At 66.9% G+C, this 19,131-nt stretch carries 18 protein-coding genes and 1 pseudogene; 11 read left to right on the top strand and 8 right to left on the bottom strand.

The features are described from left to right. Position 1: 1 nt before the first annotated feature. From FBT96_RS10455 to FBT96_RS10470, 4 genes are all read right to left on the bottom strand, one after another. Positions 2-1,366, bottom strand: a complete 1,365-nt coding sequence (locus FBT96_RS10455) for a hypothetical protein (RefSeq protein WP_136906392.1) — start codon at positions 1,364-1,366, stop codon at positions 2-4. 99 nt (positions 1,367-1,465) lie between these two features. Further along, a complete protein-coding gene (locus tag FBT96_RS10460; protein ID WP_136906394.1) occupies positions 1,466-1,894 on the bottom strand; it encodes a VOC family protein in 429 nt (142 codons plus the stop codon). A gap of 56 nt (positions 1,895-1,950) precedes the next feature. After that, positions 1,951-3,381, bottom strand: a complete 1,431-nt coding sequence (locus FBT96_RS10465) for a hypothetical protein (protein ID WP_136906396.1) — start codon at positions 3,379-3,381, stop codon at positions 1,951-1,953. Continuing rightward, complete coding sequence (locus FBT96_RS10470) at positions 3,368-4,300, bottom strand: thymidylate synthase (protein ID WP_136906398.1); 933 nt, start codon at positions 4,298-4,300, stop codon at positions 3,368-3,370. Before FBT96_RS10470 ends, FBT96_RS10465 begins: the two co-directional genes overlap by 14 nt. A 204-nt stretch (positions 4,301-4,504) precedes the next feature. Here FBT96_RS10470 and thyX point away from each other — a divergent pair, with 204 nt between their 5' ends. The 11 genes and pseudogenes from thyX (at position 4,505) to FBT96_RS10520 (ending at position 14,342) form a co-directional block, all read left to right on the top strand. Beyond that, positions 4,505-5,419 carry an FAD-dependent thymidylate synthase gene (gene thyX / locus FBT96_RS10475; RefSeq protein WP_136906400.1) on the top strand — a complete coding sequence of 305 codons (915 nt, stop codon included), beginning with the start codon at positions 4,505-4,507 and terminating at the stop codon, positions 5,417-5,419. A 111-nt stretch (positions 5,420-5,530) separates the two neighbouring features. Then, the gene (locus tag FBT96_RS10480; protein ID WP_136906402.1) at positions 5,531-6,421 is read left to right on the top strand and encodes a hypothetical protein; all 891 of its coding nucleotides are present in this window, start codon (positions 5,531-5,533) and stop codon (positions 6,419-6,421) included. Between the two features lie 151 nt (positions 6,422-6,572). After that, positions 6,573-6,821: a molybdopterin converting factor subunit 1 gene (gene moaD / locus FBT96_RS10485; protein ID WP_013068736.1), complete on the top strand. Its 249-nt coding sequence runs from the start codon at positions 6,573-6,575 to the stop codon at positions 6,819-6,821. 1 nt (position 6,822) lies between these two features. Next, on the top strand, positions 6,823-7,269 hold the full coding sequence (locus FBT96_RS10490) for a molybdenum cofactor biosynthesis protein MoaE (RefSeq protein WP_136906404.1): 447 nt from the start codon (positions 6,823-6,825) through the stop codon (positions 7,267-7,269). An 83-nt stretch (positions 7,270-7,352) separates the two neighbouring features. After that, a complete protein-coding gene (locus FBT96_RS10495) occupies positions 7,353-7,805 on the top strand; it encodes a formate dehydrogenase subunit gamma (RefSeq protein WP_136906406.1) in 453 nt (150 codons plus the stop codon). After that, positions 7,802-9,304, top strand: a complete 1,503-nt coding sequence (locus tag FBT96_RS10500; RefSeq protein WP_136906408.1) for a formate dehydrogenase beta subunit — start codon at positions 7,802-7,804, stop codon at positions 9,302-9,304. Before FBT96_RS10495 ends, FBT96_RS10500 begins: the two co-directional genes overlap by 4 nt. Further along, positions 9,301-12,177, top strand: a complete 2,877-nt coding sequence (fdhF, locus tag FBT96_RS10505; RefSeq protein WP_136906410.1) for a formate dehydrogenase subunit alpha — start codon at positions 9,301-9,303, stop codon at positions 12,175-12,177. The genes FBT96_RS10500 and fdhF overlap by 4 nt, the downstream gene beginning before the upstream one ends. A 110-nt stretch (positions 12,178-12,287) precedes the next feature. Next, positions 12,288-12,461: pseudogene (locus FBT96_RS21640) on the top strand (formate dehydrogenase accessory sulfurtransferase FdhD); the annotation flags it as partial. Between the two features lie 97 nt (positions 12,462-12,558). Beyond that, positions 12,559-12,894, top strand: coding sequence for a formate dehydrogenase accessory sulfurtransferase FdhD (locus FBT96_RS21645; protein ID WP_394347670.1), 336 nt, complete (start codon positions 12,559-12,561; stop codon positions 12,892-12,894). Next, positions 12,891-13,106: a formate dehydrogenase subunit delta gene (locus FBT96_RS10515; protein WP_136906412.1), complete on the top strand. Its 216-nt coding sequence runs from the start codon at positions 12,891-12,893 to the stop codon at positions 13,104-13,106. The genes FBT96_RS21645 and FBT96_RS10515 overlap by 4 nt, the downstream gene beginning before the upstream one ends. 258 nt (positions 13,107-13,364) lie before the next feature. After that, entirely contained in the window at positions 13,365-14,342 is a 978-nt protein-coding gene (locus FBT96_RS10520) for an Lnb N-terminal periplasmic domain-containing protein (protein ID WP_136906414.1), read from the top strand. Here the strand turns inward: FBT96_RS10520 and FBT96_RS10525 are convergent. The 4 genes from FBT96_RS10525 to FBT96_RS10540 are packed head-to-tail and all read right to left on the bottom strand — an operon-like array spanning position 14,339 to position 18,999. Then, on the bottom strand, positions 14,339-15,187 hold the full coding sequence (locus FBT96_RS10525) for a TIGR03915 family putative DNA repair protein (protein ID WP_249306431.1): 849 nt from the start codon (positions 15,185-15,187) through the stop codon (positions 14,339-14,341). The genes FBT96_RS10520 and FBT96_RS10525 overlap by 4 nt on opposite strands. Continuing rightward, positions 15,187-16,416, bottom strand: coding sequence for a putative DNA modification/repair radical SAM protein (locus FBT96_RS10530; RefSeq protein ID WP_136906416.1), 1,230 nt, complete (start codon positions 16,414-16,416; stop codon positions 15,187-15,189). The genes FBT96_RS10525 and FBT96_RS10530 overlap by 1 nt, the downstream gene beginning before the upstream one ends. Positions 16,417-16,447: 31 nt before the next feature. Further along, complete coding sequence (locus tag FBT96_RS10535; protein WP_136906418.1) at positions 16,448-17,041, bottom strand: response regulator transcription factor; 594 nt, start codon at positions 17,039-17,041, stop codon at positions 16,448-16,450. Further along, entirely contained in the window at positions 17,038-18,999 is a 1,962-nt protein-coding gene (locus FBT96_RS10540) for a sensor histidine kinase (protein ID WP_136906420.1), read from the bottom strand. Before FBT96_RS10540 ends, FBT96_RS10535 begins: the two co-directional genes overlap by 4 nt. Between the last annotated feature and the right edge of the window lie 132 nt (positions 19,000-19,131).

The raw sequence follows: 19,131 nt of genomic DNA on the forward strand, positions 1-19,131 counted from the left end.
TTCAGGCCCCGATCTGTTTCAGCAGCGCCGCGCAATGTTGCAGCGCGGCGCTGGCCGGATCAAGCGCCAAAACCGCCTGCGCCTCGGTTAGATGCGCCTTTGCCGTGGCCGTATCGCCGCGCAAAAGCGCCACTTCGCCCAGCCCGGTCAGGCTTTCCGCCCAGCGGTAATCGGCGTGATCGCGACGGCCCAGCGCCAGCGCCGCCGCGAAGGCCTGCTCTGCCCGGTCAAGCCCCGCGCCCTCGGGCAGGGCCAGCGCCGTCAGGCCCAGATTGTGCTGCAGCCGCGCCCGTTCGGCGGGCGCATCCAGCCCGGCCAGAACCGCATCCGCCGCCTCGAATTCCGCGATCGCGGCGGGCAGGGGGGCGGCATCGCCCGTCACCTCGGCCAGATGCCGCCGCGCCAGTGCCCGCGTCGCCAGCGCCGAGGCCCATTCGGCCGGGTGATCCGCCTGTTTCAGCACCTCGAGCACCGCATCAAGATCGGCCAGCGCGGTGTCGATCAGCGTGCTGTCCCCGGTCATCCGACCCAAAGCCGCGCGCACATTCGCCCGCGCCGCCGTGCTGTTCGCCCATTCCACCGGCGCGGCTTGCGAATTGAACACTTCGAGCACCGCCGCATAGGCCTTGATCGCCTTTTTCAGCATCGCGCCGTCGCGGTGGCGCAGGCCGATCAGCTCATGGATGCCGCCCAGATTGTGCTGCGAAAAGGCCCAGTTTTCCGGCTGTTTCGTCCGCGCGACGGCCTTGGCGGCGGCGGTGAACAGCTCGGCCGCAAGGTCCAGATGCTTGCGACCGGGGCGGAACTGGCCGATGATCTGATGGCAATTGCCAAGGCTCGTCTGTGCCTGCCCCAGCTCGCCGCCCTTGGCACGCTTGTAAAGCGCCTTGGCCAGTTCCAGCGCCAAAAGCATGTCAAAGGGATCGCCCGCCTTTTCCCCGGCTTCCAGCTTTTCATAAAGCAGATCGACCGTGGCCCGGAACACCCCGCCCGCGGGGGCGGCGGCCTTGAGCCGCGCAATGTGCCGCGCGGCGGCCTGTTCGGGGGCGGCGCAGATCCGGTCCTGCCGAAGCGCGGCCGACAGCAGGGGCTCCTCGGAAGCGCCCTCCAGCAGCGCGGCGGCCTCGGCGCGATCGCCGGCGGCATTCCGCGCCGCCACCGCGCGCAGGGTCTCGTTTTCCCTCGCCAGAGCGGCGGTTTCCGCCGCCGCCGCCAAGGCCGCGCGCAGCCCGTTCAACGCCAGTTCCGGGTCGGGAAACCGCCCGGTGGCGAAATCCTGCGCCAGCGCCTGCACAAGCGGCAGCGGCGCATCGGGCGCGTCCAGACGGCGGATCAGATCGGCGGTGGCAGGGTCTTCGGCAGGCATGGCATCCTCGGTCTTGGGCGGGCTTGGCCCCGCCGCCCCGATCTAGCCGAAGTTGCCGCAGAGCGAAACGCCCCGCGGCTGGGTGATAATCGCGCAGGCTTACCAATGCCCGATGTTGGGCATCGAGGCCCAGGGCTCGGCGGGGGGCAGGGCCGCGCCGATCTGCAACAGCTCCACCGAGGCATTGTCGGGGCTGCGGATGAAGGCCATGCGGCCATCGCGCGGCGGGCGGTTGATCGTCACGCCGTTCGCCTGCAGATGGGCGCAGATGTCGTAGATATTCTCGACCCCATAGGCGAGATGGCCGAAATGGCGGCTGTCCGACGGCAGGGCCGGGTCGCCATCCCAGTTATACGTCAGCTCGACCGGGGTGTCGTCCTGCCCCGGCGCGGCCATGAACACCAGGGTGAAGCGGCCCTGTTCATTCTCGATCCGGTGGGTTTCGCGCAGGCCCAGAAGCGCAAAGAAATCCATCGTGCGCTGCAAATCAAGCACGCGCAGCATGGTGTGAAGGTAGCGTATCTGCATGGGAGGTCTCCGTTTCCGGCGCCACGATAGCGCAACCACCGGCGGGGGCAAGCGCCTCAGAAGGTCGAGCGCCAGCCCACCGCCACCGACAGCTCGGTCCGGCTGAAGCGCGAGACATTGCTCTCCACCTTCACCGCCTGCAGCTTCAGTTCCGGCGCAAAGGCGGCGATGCCCAGCTTCGGCACCGTCATGCCCAGCTCGGCGAAGATCGCGTCATCCTGCCGCCCGCCCTCGGGATGCATCGTTGCCACCATGTAATCGGGGTAGACCGTGGTCGAGGCGCCCGCGGCCAGGCTGAGCGCCACCGGGCCCAGCTGCGCCTTGGGCTGAAAGCTGGCACTGCCCGCCAGCGACCAGAGCCGCGCCTGCGACGCCGGGCTGAGCAGGGTGCTGGCCGAGAGGCCAAGGCCCCATGTCCCCTTGGCCACCGCCCCGCGCAGGCCGAATTCCAGCTCTTGCCGCCGGTCGATCCGGGCGCGCGCGACCCAGTCGCGCCGCTCATAGGCGGCGCCGAAGGTCAGTTGCAGCCGGTCGTTCAGCGCCTTGCTGCCCGACAGGTCGAGCCCCTGCCAGTCATAGGCGGGCTGACCGCCCTGCCACAGCCGCCCGGCCTCGATCTGCGCCGCGCCGAAAAGCCCCGCGCCGAAGCTGCGGCTGTGCTGCAGATGGGTCGCCAGCGAGGCGGTCGAATAGTCGGAATTGCGGATCTCGACCGGGGCAGGGCGGGTGGTGCCCCACCAGTAAGGCGGCGTCGTGCTCGGGCGGCCGTAGAAATCGACCAGCCGGGCGTAGCCCTTCAGCCCGATCCGGGTGTGCGATCGCGCCCCTTCGGCGATCCGCAGGCTGGCCGAGGCATCGGCGGTGCCGACCACCCCGCCCAGCGCCATCGCCTCGTCGCTGAGCACCCCCACCGCGTCGAAGCCGTCGATCACGTTGGTGCGGTCGTCGGCGCCGCCGTTGACGTTGTTCGAGGGCCGCAGACCCAGTTTCAGGCTGAAGGCCAGCGGGTTGAGCGCGGCAAGGCGGCGGTGATCCTGCACGCCGACCGCGCGGGCCCGCGCGTCGGGGGCATATTGCACCGTCTGCCGCGCCCAGAAGGCGGCTGCGCCGAAGCGCTGTTCGGCGATGGCGGCCTGACCGGCGACCCGGGCGGCCTCGTAATGCTGGCGCGGCGATTGCGCGGCGAAAAAGCTGCGCCGCGCCGCCTTGCGGGCGGTGGCGATATTGCCTTCGGCCAGCGAGAGCCGGGCGAAGATATAGTGGCCAAGCGGATCCTTCGGATCGCGGCGCAAAAGCTCGCTGGCCAGCGCCGCCGCCTCGGGGCCTTGCCGCGTGGCCAGCGCCTGCACCGCCGCCGCGCCGATCTGCGCCGCGCTTGCCGCGGAAAGCGGCAGGCGGTGCGGCGGTTCGGCCGCGGCCGGAAGCGCAAGGCCAAGCGCCAGCACCAGCCCCGCGGCGGCGCGGCGTCCCGTTTCAGGGGGCCACATTGTCACAGATCGGCAGCGTGTTGTTCGGACCGCATTGCGTCAGCACGAAGACGCCGTGTTCCTGTTCGCCGTCCCAATCCTTGTTGAACTCGGTCAGATGCACGAGCCCCGCCACCGAATTCGCATCGGTGCCGCCGAAGATGCCGCCATAGCTGCCGATCGTGCTCAGGTCCGGGTATTCGGCGCTGCCGGTAAAGGTGCCGTCGGCGGCGATCGTGCCCGGAACAAGGATCACATCGGCCAGCGCATAATTCGTATCGACCAGCACCCGGTTCGAGATCGCGCCGTTCACCGTGTTGTCGCTGAAGTTCGCGTTGAGGAAGATATCCCCGGTGATCCGGCCCGGTTGCGCCGGAACGTTGACCGGATCGACCGTGCCGCTGATCGGCAGCGCCACATCATCCGGCCCGCCGTCGCGCGGCGCATCGACGTTCGTCACCGCGGCATAGGTGCCCGCATAGGAGACCTGCCCCCGCCCCGGGCCGGTGCCGATCTCGGGCCGGTCGAAACCGCCCGCGCGGTCATAGCTGCCGCCGGCGAAATAGCGGTTGAACTGCCCGCCGTCGCCCACCGTCACCGCCTGCACCGATCCGTCGTCCGAAATCGCCCCCAGCGCGACAAAGAGCCGGTCCAGCGAATCCTCCTGCATGCGGTAGGCGGTATAGCCCGGCACATCGAGCCGGGCATCGCGGTCATAGGTCACCTCGGCCGGGGTGGAATCGAGCAGGTCGATGGTCACCTTCATCGTCGTGCCGTCATAGCGGACCGCCTTCAGGTTGTTGCTCAGCGCCGCCGGGATCGCCGTCGTCTCGCCGCCCCCGCCGCCATCATCATCGTCATCCTTGGGGGTGACGATCGCAGCGCCACTGCACGCGGCAACCGCAAGGAGTGCCGCAAGCGGCCAAACCCGTCTGATCATTATGTTCGTCTTTCGTTGACTGCTCGTTGGCCCAAAGTTGACGAAAAATCGCAAAAAAGTCAATTTGCAACGGCCCCGCAGCCGGTGCCCCGGGCAAGCGTGCCCCGGCTGCGACAGTGCTGTCCGCCGCGCCACCGTATCTCGCGGTTTCGGCGGCTGTCTTTGCCAGATATAGTCGCGGCGATTCTATGCCCGGAGGCCCCCATGTCGCTTACCCCTGACCAGCTCGCCGAGATCGACGCCCAGCGTTCCACGCACCAGACCACGCTGCGCGCCACCTCGGCGGGGATGGAGGCGCGGCTTTACCAGCCCCATCCGGTGCTGGACCACGGGCTGATCCGGGTCATCGACTACATGGGCGACGATGCCGCGATCTGTCAGGCCGCGCGTGTCAGCTATGGCCGCGGCACCAAGGCGGTCTCGGATGACCGCGGCCTGATCCGCTATCTGATGCGGCACTGGCACTCGACCCCGTTCGAGATGTGCGAGGTGAAATTCCACGTCAAGCTGCCGATCTTCGTCGCCCGGCAGTGGATCCGCCACCGCACCGCGAATGTGAACGAATATTCCGCGCGCTATTCGGTGATGGACCGCGAATTCTACATCCCCGCGCCCGAGCAGCTGGCGGCGCAATCGGTGGTGAACAATCAGGGCCGCGGTCAGGTTCTGCAAGGCGCCGAGGCGGCCCGGGTGCTGGATCTTCTGCGCGAAGATGCGATGCGCGCCTATGACCATTACGAGGACATGCTGACCCCCGATGCCGAGGCGGGCAAGCTGGGTCTGGCGCGGGAACTGGCGCGGATGAACCTGCCCGCGAATGTCTATACGCAGTGGTACTGGAAGATCGACCTGCACAATCTGTTCCACTTCTTGCGGCTGCGGGCGGATGTGCATGCGCAATATGAAATTCGGGTCTATGCGCAGATCATGTGCGACATCGTGAAGGACTGGGTGCCGCAGGCCTACGAGGCCTTCGAGGATTACCGTCTGGGCGCGGTGAGTGTGTCCGCGAAGTCGAAAGAGGTGTTGAAACGCCGCCTTGCGGGCGAGGTGGTGACGGCCGAGACCTCTGGCATGAGCAAGGGCGAGTGGCGGGAATTTGTGGAGGAGTGGGGATGAGGCGCGGCCCCGGACGCATGTCCGGGGTGGAAACGCTCCCGTGGAGCGTTTCCAGCGCCGAACGGCCGAGCGCAAGCGAGGACGGACGCCAGTTTGAAATAGGTGTTACGGATGGCTGGAAACTGCATCTTTTGCGGAGTTGAATTCGGCTCGAATGGTGCCCGCAGTAAAAGTTCGGCCGAGCATTTTTGGAGTAAAGAACTTGCGAGGGCGCTAAAGGCACCTCCGAACGTGAAGGGGATCAAGAAACATTACGAAAATCATGTCTCAAGCAATGGTCGTCTTGACCTGAAGGCTAACCCTGCTTTTGTTCAAAAAGGACATCGTCTTTTCCTGACAATACAAGATTCGGTCTGTGTTGGTTGCAATAGCGGTTGGTTGAATGATCTCCAGTCCCCTGCTATCAAGTGTATTCTAAATTATTCAAAAGGCGATCGTGGTGGGGGCGATGGCTTAAATTTTATTGCCTTGGCGCGATGGATTTATACGCGGTTCTTGTTGCATTTAAATACTTATCAGCATCCTTTGGTTGGCTCATCAAGTGACGAAGGTGGTTGGCTTTCGAGACGCATGCACATGCAACGTGCGAGGGAGAATGAGAGATACTTTCGTGAGAAAAATCTACCCGTAGAATCTGCAATGTATTGCGCTCGCCTGTGGGATACAACTAGTATGCATGTTTCTGCCAATTTGGTAACCGGATTTATGCGCGATGCTATCGGGACTTTTGAGTGCTATTGCGCAAACTATGTCGTGAATGGGCTTTCAATTGTCTATTTTTCGAATTCCAATCTGGTCGGAAGTATCGGGGCTATGCCACGCCAATACAAGAGATGCTGGCCGCCGGATAACTTCTCTCGTTGGCCAGATGAGATGATTGACGCTAAGCTCTCAGAGAGTTTGATGATCGCTGGGTTTGAACGCGTTGCGTCAAGGTGGGCGACTTTTGGTGATGGTGGATATGAGGTCCTAATTCCGCCGATTCGGCGCAACTATCCGTGATTGGCTGAGTGTGCTCTGTTCCGCACGATAGCATTACATCGCGGGAAACCTTTACTCCCTCTGAGCCGTACTCCCTCTGACCCGCCGTCCCCCCGGTTGCCTCTGCCTCCCGGCCTCGCTACCCTAGCCCCGAACCACCACCGGGGGGCACATGCTCGACATCGTCTATTTCGCCTGGGTGCGCGAGCGCATCGGCCTGCCGCGCGAGCGGGTCGAGACCTCGGCCGCCACCGTCCTTGACCTTGTGGCCGAACTGCGCGCCCGCGAACCGCGCTATGAGGCCGCCTTTGCCGATACCTCGGCGCTGCGGGTGGCGCTCGATCAGCAACTGGCCGGGTTCGACGCGCCTTTGGCAGGCGTGCGCGAGGTTGCCTTTTTTCCGCCGATGACAGGGGGCTGAGATGCAGGTTCGGGTGCAGGACGCCGGTTTCGACTTTGGCGCCGAGATGTCGGCCTTTTCCGAAAACCGCGAAAACGTCGGGGCGGTCGTGGGCTTCCTTGGCCTTGTGCGCGACGATACCGGCAATCTTGAGGCGCTGGAGATCGAGCATTACCCCGGCATGTGCGAAAGCGCGATTGCGGCGATGGTCGATCAGGCGCGGGCGCGCTGGGATCTGGCCGATGCGCTGGTGATCCACCGACACGGGCGGCTGGCGGTCGGGGCGCAGATCATGATGGTGGCCACCGCCGCGCGGCACCGGGTGGCGGCCTTCGAGGCGGCGGAATTCCTGATGGATTATCTGAAATCCCGCGCGCCGTTCTGGAAGAAGGAAATCAGCCGCGACGGCACCGCCTGGGTCGCCGCCAAGGACGCCGACGAAGACGCGCTGAGCCGCTGGCAGGGCTGATCCTTCGCAAAACCGCCATCACCTGTCGGAAACCGCATTGCCTTGTGCGCCCCTTCGTCGCAGGCTGAAGGCGGGAGGACGACATGACCGATACCGCGCGCCTGCGCGCCATCCTTGCGGCCCATCGTGGCCGGGAGGGGGCGCTTTTGCCGATCCTGCATGATGTGCAGGCGGCCTTTGGCTTCATCCCTGACGACACCCATGCGCCCATCGCCGCCGATCTGGGGCTGACGCGGGCCGAGGTGGCGGGGGTGGTCGGCTTCTACCACGATTTCCGCAAGGCGCCCGCGGGGCGGCATGTGATCAAGCTCTGCCGGGCCGAGGCCTGTCAGGCGATGGGCTCTGATGCGGTGCAGGCGCGGCTCGAATCGGCGCTGGGGCTGCGGCTTGGGCAAAGCACGGGCGAGGTGACGCTGGAGGCGGTTTATTGTCTGGGCCTGTGTGCCTGTGCCCCGGCGGCGATGGTGAATGACCGGCTGGTCGGGCGGCTCGATGCGGCGGCGGTCGCGGGCATCGTGGCGGAGCTGGGCGCATGAAGATCTGGCTGCCCTGTGATGCCGCCGCGAAAGCCTGTGGCGCCGAGGCGGTTCTGGCCGCGCTGCGGCTTGAGGCGGACAAGCGCGGGGTTGCGCTGGATCTGGCCCGCAACGGCTCGCGCGGGATGATCTGGCTCGAACCTTTGCTGGAACTTGAAACCCCCGCAGGCCGGATCGGCTTCGGCCCGATGACGCCCGCCGATGTGCCCGCGCTGTTCGAGGCGCCCGAGCGCCATCCGAAAGCCCTGGGGCTGGTGGAAGACATCCCCTTCTTCAAGCGCCAGACAAGGCTGACCTTCGCCCGTTGCGGCCGGATCGAACCTTTGTCGCTGGCGCAATTCGCCGCCTCCGAAGGCTGGGCCGGTCTGCGCAAGGCGCTGAAGATGACCCCCGCCGAGGTGGTCGAGGAGGTCTTCGCCTCGGGCCTGCGCGGCCGCGGCGGCGCGGGCTTTCCCACGGGCATCAAATGGCGCACCGTCGCCGCGGCGCAGGCCGATCAGAAATACATCGTCTGCAATGTCGACGAGGGCGACAGCGGGTCGTTTGCCGACCGGATGCTGATCGAGGGCGACCCCTTTTGCCTGGTCGAGGGCATGGCGATTGCCGGTCACGCGGTCGGCGCCACGCGCGGCTATGTCTATATCCGCTCGGAATATCCGGACGCGATCGCGGTGATGCGCGAAGCGATCGCGATGGCGAAACCCTTCCTTGCGGAAGCCGGCTTCGAGATGGAGGTCCGCGTCGGCGCGGGCGCCTATGTTTGCGGCGAGGAAACCTCGCTTCTGAATTCGCTGGAGGGCAAGCGCGGCACGGTGCGGACAAAACCGCCGCTGCCCGCGCTGAAGGGGCTGTTCGGCAAGCCGACCGTGGTGAACAACCTGCTGTCCTTGGCCGCCGTGCCGTGGATTTTGGCCCATGGCGCGAAGGCTTACGAAAGCTTCGGCATGGACCGTTCCCGCGGCACGATCCCCTTGCAGATCGGCGGCAATGTCAAGCGCGGCGGGCTCTTCGAGACCGCCTTTGGCATCACGCTGGGGGACCTCGTCGAGGACATCTGCGGCGGCACCGCCACCGGCCGCCCGGTCAAGGCGGTGCAGGTCGGCGGGCCCTTGGGCGCCTATCACCCCGTTTCTGATTACCATCTGCCGTTCTGCTACGAACAATTCGCGGGGCAGGGCGGGTTGGTCGGTCACGCCGGGCTTGTCGTGCATGACGACACCGCCGACATGCTGAAACTGGCGCGCTTCGCGATGGCGTTCTGCGCCATCGAAAGCTGCGGCACCTGCACGCCTTGCCGCATCGGCGCCGTGCGCGGGGTCGAGGTGATCGACCGCATCGCGGCGGGCGATGCCGCGGCGATGCCGCTGCTCGATGACCTGTGCCAGACGATGAAACTGGGCTCGCTCTGCGCGCTGGGGGGCTTCACCCCCTATCCGGTGCAAAGCGCGATCCGCCATTTCCCCGCCGACTTCCCCTGCTCACGCGAGGCCGCCGAATGAAGGACCTGATCATTCCCCCGCTGGACTGGACGCAGGACATGGGCACGCCGAAACGCGAGGGCGCGCCGGTGCATCTGACCATCGACGGCGTCGAGATCACCGTGCCCGCGGGCACCTCGGTGCTGCGCGCGGCGGCGGAAGCCGGGATCTCGATCCCGAAACTTTGCGCCACCGACAGTGTGGAGCCGGTGGGCTCCTGCAGGCTCTGCATGGTCGAGATCGAGGGGATGCGGGGCACGCCGACGTCGTGCACCACCCCGGTTGCGCCCGGGATGCGGGTGCATACGCAGACGCCGCAGCTGCAGAAACTGCGCCGCGGCGTGATGGAGCTTTACATCTCGGACCATCCGCTCGACTGCCTGACCTGCGCGGCGAATGGCGATTGCGAATTGCAGGACATGGCCGGGGCGGTGGGCCTGCGCGAGGTCCGCTATCAGGCGAAGGACACCCATTTTGCCCGCCGCGACGCGACGGGGCCGAACCCGCGCTACATTCCGAAAGACGTTTCGAACCCCTATTTCAGCTATGATCCGGCGAAATGCATCGTCTGCATGCGCTGCGTGCGCGCCTGCGAGGAAGTGCAGGGCACTTTCGCGCTGACGGTGATGGGGCGCGGCTTTGACGCCCGGATCTCGCCCGCGGCGCCCGATTTCCTGTCCTCGGAGTGCGTCTCTTGTGGGGCCTGCGTGCAGGCCTGCCCGACCGCGACCTTGGTGGAAAAATCGGTCGAACAGATCGGCACGCCGGAACGCAAGGTCGTCACCACCTGCGCCTATTGCGGTGTCGGCTGCAGCTTCGAGGCGCATATGCTGGGCGATCAGCTTGTCCGCATGGTGCCCTGGAAGGGCGGCGCGGCGAACCGGGGCCACAGCTGCGTCAAGGGGCGGTTCGCTTACGGCTATGCGACGCACAAGGACCGGATTCTGAAGCCGATGATCCGCGACAAGATCACCGACCCCTGGCGCGAGGTGAACTGGACCGAGGCGCTCGACTTCACCGCCACCCGGCTGCGGGCGATCCGCGAAAGCCATGGCGCCGATGCCCTGGGCGTCATCACCTCCTCGCGCTGCACGAACGAGGAAACCTATCTGGTGCAAAAGCTTGCGCGCGCGGTCTTTGGCACCAACAACACCGACACCTGCGCGCGGGTCTGCCATTCGCCCACCGGCTACGGGCTGAAACAGACCTTCGGCACCTCTGCGGGCACGCAGGATTTCGACTCTGTGGAACAGACCGATCTGGCGCTGGTGATCGGGGCGAATCCGACCGATGGCCACCCGGTCTTCGCCTCGCGCCTGCGCAAGCGGCTGCGGGCGGGGGCGAAGCTGATCGTCGTCGATCCGCGCCGGATCGATCTTCTGGAGACGCCGCACCGGGGCGAGGCCTGGCATCTGCAGCTCAAGCCCGGGACGAACGTTGCCGTCATGACCGCGATGGCGCATGTGATCGTGACCGAGCAGCTTTTCGACAGCCGCTTCATCAAGGATCGGTGCGACTGGGACGAATGGGCCGATTACGCGGACTTCGTCGCCAACCCCGACTATGCGCCCGAGGCGGTGGAAAGCCTGACCGGCGTTCCGGCGGGACTGCTGCGCGCGGCCGCCCGGGCCTATGCGGCGGCGCCCAACGCCGCGATCTATTACGGGCTGGGCGTGACCGAACATTCCCAGGGCTCGACCACCGTGATCGCGATCGCGAACCTCGCGATGATGACCGGCAATATCGGGCGGCCCGGTGTCGGCGTGAACCCGCTGCGGGGGCAGAACAACGTGCAGGGCAGCTGCGACATGGGCAGCTTCCCGCATGAATTCCCGGGATATCGGCATGTGTCCGACGACGCCACGCGGGGGCTTTTCGAGCGCACCTGGGGCGTCACGCTGTCGTCCGAACCCGGATTGCGGATCCCGAACATGCTTGATGCCGCGGTCGCGGGGCGGTTCAAGGCGCTTTACGTTCAGGGCGAGGACATCCTGCAATCGGACCCCGATACGCGGCATGTCTCGGCGGGGCTTGCGGCGATGGATCTGGTGATCGTGCATGATCTTTTCCTGAACGAGACCGCGAATTACGCCCATGTCTTCCTGCCCGGCTCGACCTTTCTGGAAAAGGACGGCACCTTCACCAATGCGGAACGCCGCATCAACCGGGTGCGCCGGGTGATGGCGCCGAAGGCGGGCTTTGCCGATTGGGAGGTGACGCAGATGCTGGCGAATGCGCTGGGGGCGGGCTGGCATTACACCCATCCCGCGGAAATCATGGCGGAAATCGCCGCGACGACGCCGGGCTTTGCCTCCGTCACCTATGAGATGCTCGAGGCCCGCGGCTCGGTGCAATGGCCCTGCAACGACAGCGCGCCCGAGGGCTCGCCGATCATGCATGTCGATGGGTTCGTGCGCGGCAAGGGGCGGTTCATCCGCACCGCCTATCTGCCGACCGATGAAAAGACCGGGCCGCGCTATCCGCTGTTGCTGACGACGGGGCGGATTTTGAGCCAATACAACGTCGGTGCGCAGACGCGTCGGACCGAGAATGTGGTCTGGCATGGCGAGGACCGGCTGGAGATCCACCCGACCGACGCCGAAACCCGCGGCATCCATGACGGCGACTGGGTGCGGCTGGCGTCCCGCGCGGGGGAAACGACCTTGCGGGCGACGGTGACGGATCGGGTCAGCCCCGGGGTCGTCTACACCACCTTCCACCACCCCGACACGCAGGCGAATGTGGTGACCACCGACAATTCCGACTGGGCGACGAACTGCCCGGAATACAAGGTGACGGCGGTGCAGGTGGCGGCGTCGAACGGGCCCTCGGACTGGCAGCGCGATTATGCGGCGCAGGCGGCGGCCGCGCGGCGGATCGAGGCCGCCGAATGAGCCTGCCCGCCGGCGCGGTCACGGTCCGCCTGCCCGGCGGGGGCCGGGCGGTTCTGGCCGAGGAAGTGCCGGTGGCGCTGGTCTTTGAGGGCGTGACGCAGGCGGTGATGATGGCCACGCCCACCGATCTTGAGGATTTTCTTTTGGGTTTCGCGCTGACCGAGGGGATGATCGCCGAACGCTCGGACCTTCTGCGCCATGAGGTGGTGCGGCAACCTCAGGGGATCGAGGTGCGGGGCTGGCTGGCGGCCCCGGCCGGGCAACGCTTTGCCGCGCGGCGGCGGGCGATGGCCGGTCCGGTCGGCTGTGGGCTTTGTGGCCTCGACAGCCTTGCGGCTGTGTTGCGCCCGCTGCCGCGGGCGCCCCGGGGCGGGGCAGGTCTTGCAGGATGCGGTCCGGTCCGTGCATGCGGCGGGGTTCTGGGACGGCGCGAAAATGCTGGCGCTGCGCGAGGATGTCGGGCGGCACAATGCGTTGGACAAGCTGGCGGGGGCCTTGGCGCGCGCCGGGACCGATGCGGGGGCGGGGGCCATCGTGCTGACCTCGCGGCTGTCGGTCGATCTGGTGCAGAAGGCGGCGATGATCGGCGCGCGGGTGCTGATCGCGCCTTCGGCGCCGACCGCGCTGGCGGTGGCCGAAGCGCAGGCGGCGGGCATCGCGGTGATTGCACGCGGCCCCGGGGGGCTGACCGTCTACACGGACACGGAGGCAGAATGAGCGACGACAAGATCATCCGGATGGCGAACCAGATCGCCGCCTTTTTCGCGGTGCAGCCGGGGGACGGGGCCGGACCCGTCGCCGCGCATATTTCGGAAAACTGGTCGGCGCCGATGCGGGCGGCGCTGCTGGCGCATGTCGCGGAAAACAGCCCCGGGCTTGATCCGCTGGTGATCGCGGCCGCGCCGAAGATCCGTCCCGTCCGCGCCTAGGCGCGAACCTGTCAGGGCGGCGGGAAAAACCCTTTTCCCCGGCTCCGAGACACCGAATCTCAACCGGGTTCCGACATCATGCCCGCCGATGCGCCGAATGTTTCGAACCTCTGGAAGATCTTCGCCCTTGTCAGGCCGCCATCGCCGCGGGGATGACGGCCGGGGGCATGCCATCGCTGAAACCGGGCTTTTCCGCCGCGGGCGATCATGCGATGTCTGCGTGGAGGCTTGTCACCGCCGCCGCCTGGGAGAAACGTGATGATCCGTCTGCTGCATGTTCTGGGCCATGTCCTTGTTGTGGCGCTGATCTTCGCGGGCGCGGCCTGGGCCGTCACCGCGGTCTGGCTGCAGCTGTCCGGCCCTGTGCGCCTGATCGCGCTGGCGCTGCTGGCTCTGACGGCGCTGGCCGCGCTGGGGCTCTGGTTCGGCGATCATCGCGGGCTGGCGCTGGCTTTGGTGGCGCTGGCGGCGGTCACGGTCGGCGGCTGGTATCAGACGATCACGCCGCGCCAGGACCGCGACTGGGAAATCGACGTCGCCCGCGGGGTGACCGCGCGGATCGACGGCGACCGGGTCACGCTGAACGACATCCGCGATTTCGACTGGACCTCGGAGACCGAGGCGACACCGCGCTGGATCGCGCAGGACTATGACCTGCGCCAGCTTGACAGCCTTGACATGATCACCTCGGTCTGGTCGCGCCCGGATATCGCGCATCTGCTGGTCAGCTTCGGGTTCTCAAGCGGCCAGCATGTCGTGTTCTCGGTCGAGATCCGCCGCGAGAAGGGCGAAAAATTCAACGAGATCGGCGGCTTCTTCCGGCAGTTCGAACAGGTGCTGATCGCCGCGACCGAAGCGGACATCGTCAAGCTGCGCACCAATTACCGCAAGGAACAGGTGCGGCTTTACCCGGTCGATCTGACGCCCGCGCAGATCCGGGGAATGTTCCTGTCCTATCTTGAGCTGGCGCAGGAACTGGAGAAGGAACCCAGATTTTACAACACGTTGACCTCGAATTGCACCACCGCGGTCTGGCAGCTGGCGCGCAGGCTGAAACCCGATCTGCCGCTCGACCGGCGTCTGGTCCTGTCCGGCCGCCTGCCCGATTACCTGACCGATCTGGGGGTGATCGCCGCCGCCCCGGCCGCGGTGCGCGATGCGGCGGCGCTGATCACCCCGCTCGGGCAACGTGACGATGCCACGACACCCTTTTCCGACCTGATCCGGGGGCGTTAGCCCCTGGTCGCAGGCGCTTTCCGGCGCAGCCGACCGCCGGGCGGGCCTTCGGGCACGGCGGCGCCCGGATCATGCATCGCCCGGACCCGGGTTTCGGCGGCGCGGATCAGCCCGGGGATCAGATCGGCCTCGGGCAGATTCTTCCAGTATTTCTGCGGCATGTGCGATTTCATCGCGCGCACCATCAGCCGCGCCGGGTTGAAGATCGCGGCGAAATAGACCCGCCACAGCTCTTCGGTCGCGTCCTTGGGCGGCGGCTGGCGGGCCGTGGTTTCCGCGATCTGCAGCGCGCCCGCCTCGCAGCGCGCGGTCAGCGTCGGCGTGGCAATCAGCCAGTCCATGTCGCCAAAGCGGCGGGCAAAGAACGGCGCGGCGGCTTCCAGAATGTGATGGTCGGGCTCGAACCAGGCGGCAAAGGCGCGGCGGTTCGCCCCGGGCGGCGTCACCTCGCGAAAGCGCACGAAACCATGCATCTTGTGGATGTCCCGCCCGACCGCCTTTTGCTGATCCAGAAGCCGCCGCAAGGCCGGGTCGGATCGATCCCCCCAGCGCAGTTCCCGGCGCGAGAGCCGCAGCACCAGCGCATGGGCGCGGGCGAACCGCTCGGGGTCGGAATGCACCAAGGCCATCTCGATCCCCTCGACCGCTTCGCGCGAGAGCATGAGCCGCGTTGACGGCCCCGCGGAAGGGGGCCCCGCGGCAGGGGCCGCGGCGGCAAAAAGATCGGGCGCCGTTTCGCCCACCGACCAGATCACCGCCGCCGGATCGGTGCCCGCGGCGGCCAGACGGCGCACCTCCTGTCGCCAGGCGGCCACGGTGCCGATGCGGGGCAGGGTGATCTGCATCAGAACAGGCTCAGCTGTTCCGGGGCGGGGGCGAAGCGGGCGCGCAGATTGGCGTCGTCGGGCAGGGCGCGGGGGGACCAGCCGGGCAGGGTGATGAAGGGCTCGGCATGTTTCAGCACGCAGCCGATGGCGAGCAGGTCTTCGTAGCGCAGGCTGCGGTGGCGGCGGGCTTTCAGGATCCGCTCGACGCTGCGCGGCCCGATGCCCGGGATGCGCAACAGCATCTCTCGGGGCGCGCGGTTCACATCGACCGGAAACAGCGCCCGATGCGCCAGCGCCCAGGCCAGTTTCGGGTCGATCTGCAGATCGAGCATGCCGGTCGGCGGGGCGATCTCGGTGGCGTCGAAGCCGTAATTCCGCATCAGCCAATCGGCCTGATACAGCCGGTGTTCGCGCACCAGCGGCGGGCTGATCAGGGGCAGCATCCTTGACGCATCGGGGATCGGCGAGAACGCCGAGTAATAGACACGGCGCAGCGCGAAAGTATTGTAAAGGCTTGAGGATTTTCGCAAGATCTCGCCATCGGTCGCGGGATCGGCGCCGACGATCATCTGCGTCGACTGCCCGGCCGGGGCAAAGCGCGGCGCCCTTGTGCCGCGTGCTGTGCGATCCTTGGCGGCCTCGCCGCGGGCCTTCACCTCGGCCATCGCGCCGTGGATCGTCTGCACCGATTTCTCGGGGGCCAGCTGCGTCAGCGCGGTTTCCGTCGGCAGTTCGACATTGATCGACAGCCGGTCGGCCCATTTCCCCGCCTCGGCGATCAGCTCGGGCGCGGCATCGGGGATGGTTTTCAGATGGATGTAGCCGCGGAAATGCTCGCGTTCGCGCAGGGTGCGGGCGACGCGGACCATGTCCGACATCGTCTCGTCGGGCGAGCGGATGATGCCCGAGGACAGGAACAGCCCCTCGATATAATTGCGACGATAGAATTCGAGCGTCAGGCTGACGACCTCTTCGACGCTGAACCGCGCCCGTTCGACCCGGCTGGACACCCGGTTGATGCAATAAGCGCAGTCGTAGATGCAGAAATTCGTCAGCAGCACTTTCAGCAGCGAGATGCAGCGGCCATCGGGCGCCCAGGCGTGGCAGATCCCCGCGCCAGTGGTGGAGCCGATCCCCTTGCCATCGCGCGAGCCGCGCCGCTCGCCGCCCGAAGACGCGCAGGAGGCGTCATATTTCGCGGCGTCGGCCAGAATCGACAGTTTCTCGGGCAGGGTGCGTTGAACCATATGTTCACATTATGTTCACGCCTTGCCGAAATCAAGTCATCCGCGCAAGGTCTGCGATGTTGCGCGCCCCCATCTTCGCCAGCACGCGCGAGCGATGCACCTCGACCGTCCGCATCGCGATGCCCAGCCGTTCGGCAATCTGCTTGTTCATCAGCCCTTCGAGCATCAGCCCCATCACCTCGGCCTCGCGCGCGGACAGGCTGGCCTGCCGCGCCGCCACCGCCTCGCGCGCCTGCACCTCGGCCAGACGGCCCGCGTGGGCCGCGATCGCGGCCAGCGCGATATCGACGATGTGGTTGTCGTTGAAGGGTTTTTCGACGAAGTCAAAGGCCCCCGCCTTCAGCGACTGCACCGCCAGCGGCACATCGGCATGACCGGTCAGAAAGATCACCGGCGGCATCAGCCCCTCGGGCCGCGCCTGCAGCGCATCCAGAAGCTGCGGCCCCGACATCCCTTCCATCCGCACGTCCAGGATCAGACAGCCGCAATCAGAGAGCGGCCAGGCGGCCAGCAGATCCTCGCCCGAGGCCCAGGTCCGGGTCGCGATCGCGCGCGAGGCGAACAGAAACCCCAGACTGTCGCGCAGGCTTTCCTCGTCATCGACGATATGGACGGTGAAATTCATGCCGGGGCCCCCTCCTGCGGGACGGGCAGGGTGACGGTGAAGACCGTGCCGCCGCCCGCGCGGGGCGCATGCGACAGGCTGCCGTGATGCATCTCGATGATCGAGCGGCAGATGTTCAGCCCCATCCCCATGCCTTCGGATTTGGTCGAGGTGAAGGGGTCGAACAAGCTGGCGGCGACGGTTCGCGAAATGCCGGGGCCGCGGTCCATCACCTCAAGCGTGACCACGGCGCCCGCGCGGGCCAGGCGCACGGTCAGGTCATCGCCGGTGCGGGGGCCCTCGGCCATCGCCTCGACGCCGTTGCGGATCAGATTGACCAGAACCTGCTCGATCAGGATGCGGTCGGCCTGCACCTCGGGGATGCGCCCCTCGATCAGCGAGGCGAGTTTCACCCGATGCTCGCGCGCGACGGGGGCGGTGATGCCAAGCGCCTCGGCCAGCACTTCGGACAGGTCAAGCGGCGCCAGCTGCGGCGTGCGCTTTTTCACGAAATCCTGCACCCGGCGGATGATCAGCCCGGCACGCCGCGCCTGCGCCCCCATCTTTTCAAAGGCCTGCCGCAGCATCGTCAGGTTCGGCTCGGGCTGGTCGAACAGATTGAGCCCCCCGGCGGCATAAGAGGCGATGGCGGCCAGCGGCTGGTTCAGCTCATGCGCAAGGGTCGAGGCCATCTCGCCCAAGGTCACCAGCCGCCCGGTGCGGGCGAGGCTTTCATCCTGCGCGCGGGCCAGCCGTGCCGCCTGTTTCGCCTGGGTGATGTCGATCACCGAGCCCATCCAGCCGCGATGCTTGCCGCCCGCGTCGATCAGCGGCGCTTCAAAGACCTGCACCTCGATTTCCGAGCCGTCCGAGCGGCGGAACCGGGTTTCAAAGGCCTGCGGCACCGGCTGGCCCTCGATCAATTGCCGTTGCCGGGCAAGGGTTTCTTCCAGGATGTCGGGCGCCCAATAGGGCATCGGCTGGGCACGGCCGACCAGATCCTCGGCGCTCAGGCCCACCAGCTTGCAAAAGGCGCCGTTCACGTAAAGGATGCGGCCGGACAGATCCTTGGCGCGCATCCCCACGGTCAGGCTTTCCTCCATCGCGCGGCGAAAGGCCATTTCGGCGCGCAGCCGGTCCTCGGCCATGCGGCGGCGCAGGGCGTTTCTGTGCAGCACCACCATCGCCAGCACCGCAAAGACCGAAAGCGCCCCGATCGCCGCCAGAAGCGCGGCATTGCCAAAGGCATCGGGGGCGTCATAGGCCATGATCTCCAGCGTCGTGCCGGCCAGCGGCGGATCGAAGCTGATGCCGTGCCGCGGCGCCTCGGCGGCGATCGGGCGGCGGGCGCGTTCGGCCAGCACCCCCGAGGTGTCGGAAATCCGCACCCCGTATTGTTCCGCGATCCACCAGGGCAGATGGCGTTCGAGCATCATCGGCAGCGACACCGTCGCCACCACCACGCCCCCCGAGGCCGAGACCCGTTCCGCCAGCACCACCCGGCCATCGCGCACCGGCCCATAGACCGGCCGCGGCGGCAGCGCCCCCGAGGCGAGCAGCTGTTGCGCCAGCGCCGCCTCGGCCGCCCCCGGGCCCTCGGGCACGGCGGCGACCAGACGGCCGGTCGCATCATACCAGCGCAGGCCCAGCGTTTCCGGGTTCGCCGCCAGATGCAGCCGGGCCCGGGCCGACAAGGCCTGTTGCGTCGCCCCGGCGCTGGCATCCAGCGCCAGACGCACCAGCACATCCTCGTCCACCGCCATCTGAAACCGCAGCGTCTGTTCGACCCAAAGCGCATCGGTGGCCAGTTTCGCCCGGGCGCGGGTGGCATCGGCCTGTCCGACGGCGAACAGCAGCGCGCCGACCAGCGTCATCAGCGCGACGATCGCCACCAGCGGGATCAGCGCCAGAAGGTCCAGCTTGCGCGCCCCAAGAAGGCCCGGAACGGTCCAGACCTCGGCCCCCGCGGGGCCGCCCATGGTGTCGCGCGGCTTTGAAATGGCACATCCCTCCCTTTGGTTTGGTCATAACATGTCTTCCGATTGCGGAAAGCCGCAATAGCGTTGCGCAAGATTCTTGCGCATGAAAGCCGCGTCCCGCCGTGGAGAGCG

Source organism: Rhodobacter capsulatus, assembly GCF_005144475.1.
Classification (GTDB): domain Bacteria; phylum Pseudomonadota; class Alphaproteobacteria; order Rhodobacterales; family Rhodobacteraceae; genus Rhodobacter; species Rhodobacter capsulatus_C.

Excerpts from the sequence above, each read along its gene's own strand:
- fdhF (WP_136906410.1), top strand. The coding sequence starts at position 9,301 with ATGAAGGACCTGATCATTCCCCCGCTGGACTGGACGCAGGACATGGGC.
- moaD (WP_013068736.1), top strand. The coding sequence starts at position 6,573 with ATGCTCGACATCGTCTATTTCGCCTGGGTGCGCGAGCGCATCGGCCTG.
- thyX (WP_136906400.1), top strand. The coding sequence starts at position 4,505 with ATGTCGCTTACCCCTGACCAGCTCGCCGAGATCGACGCCCAGCGTTCC.
- FBT96_RS10520 (WP_136906414.1), top strand. The coding sequence starts at position 13,365 with ATGATCCGTCTGCTGCATGTTCTGGGCCATGTCCTTGTTGTGGCGCTG.
- FBT96_RS10530 (WP_136906416.1), bottom strand. The coding sequence starts at position 16,416 with ATGGTTCAACGCACCCTGCCCGAGAAACTGTCGATTCTGGCCGACGCC.
- FBT96_RS10535 (WP_136906418.1), bottom strand. The coding sequence starts at position 17,041 with ATGAATTTCACCGTCCATATCGTCGATGACGAGGAAAGCCTGCGCGAC.
- FBT96_RS10460 (WP_136906394.1), bottom strand. The coding sequence starts at position 1,894 with ATGCAGATACGCTACCTTCACACCATGCTGCGCGTGCTTGATTTGCAG.
- FBT96_RS10495 (WP_136906406.1), top strand. The coding sequence starts at position 7,353 with ATGACCGATACCGCGCGCCTGCGCGCCATCCTTGCGGCCCATCGTGGC.
- FBT96_RS10465 (WP_136906396.1), bottom strand. The coding sequence starts at position 3,381 with ATGTGGCCCCCTGAAACGGGACGCCGCGCCGCCGCGGGGCTGGTGCTG.
- FBT96_RS10490 (WP_136906404.1), top strand. The coding sequence starts at position 6,823 with ATGCAGGTTCGGGTGCAGGACGCCGGTTTCGACTTTGGCGCCGAGATG.
- FBT96_RS10525 (WP_249306431.1), bottom strand. The coding sequence starts at position 15,187 with ATGCAGATCACCCTGCCCCGCATCGGCACCGTGGCCGCCTGGCGACAG.
- FBT96_RS10470 (WP_136906398.1), bottom strand. The coding sequence starts at position 4,300 with ATGATCAGACGGGTTTGGCCGCTTGCGGCACTCCTTGCGGTTGCCGCG.
- FBT96_RS10500 (WP_136906408.1), top strand. The coding sequence starts at position 7,802 with ATGAAGATCTGGCTGCCCTGTGATGCCGCCGCGAAAGCCTGTGGCGCC.
- FBT96_RS10515 (WP_136906412.1), top strand. The coding sequence starts at position 12,891 with ATGAGCGACGACAAGATCATCCGGATGGCGAACCAGATCGCCGCCTTT.
- FBT96_RS10480 (WP_136906402.1), top strand. The coding sequence starts at position 5,531 with ATGGCTGGAAACTGCATCTTTTGCGGAGTTGAATTCGGCTCGAATGGT.
- FBT96_RS10455 (WP_136906392.1), bottom strand. The coding sequence starts at position 1,366 with ATGCCTGCCGAAGACCCTGCCACCGCCGATCTGATCCGCCGTCTGGAC.
- FBT96_RS10540 (WP_136906420.1), bottom strand. The coding sequence starts at position 18,999 with ATGGGCGGCCCCGCGGGGGCCGAGGTCTGGACCGTTCCGGGCCTTCTT.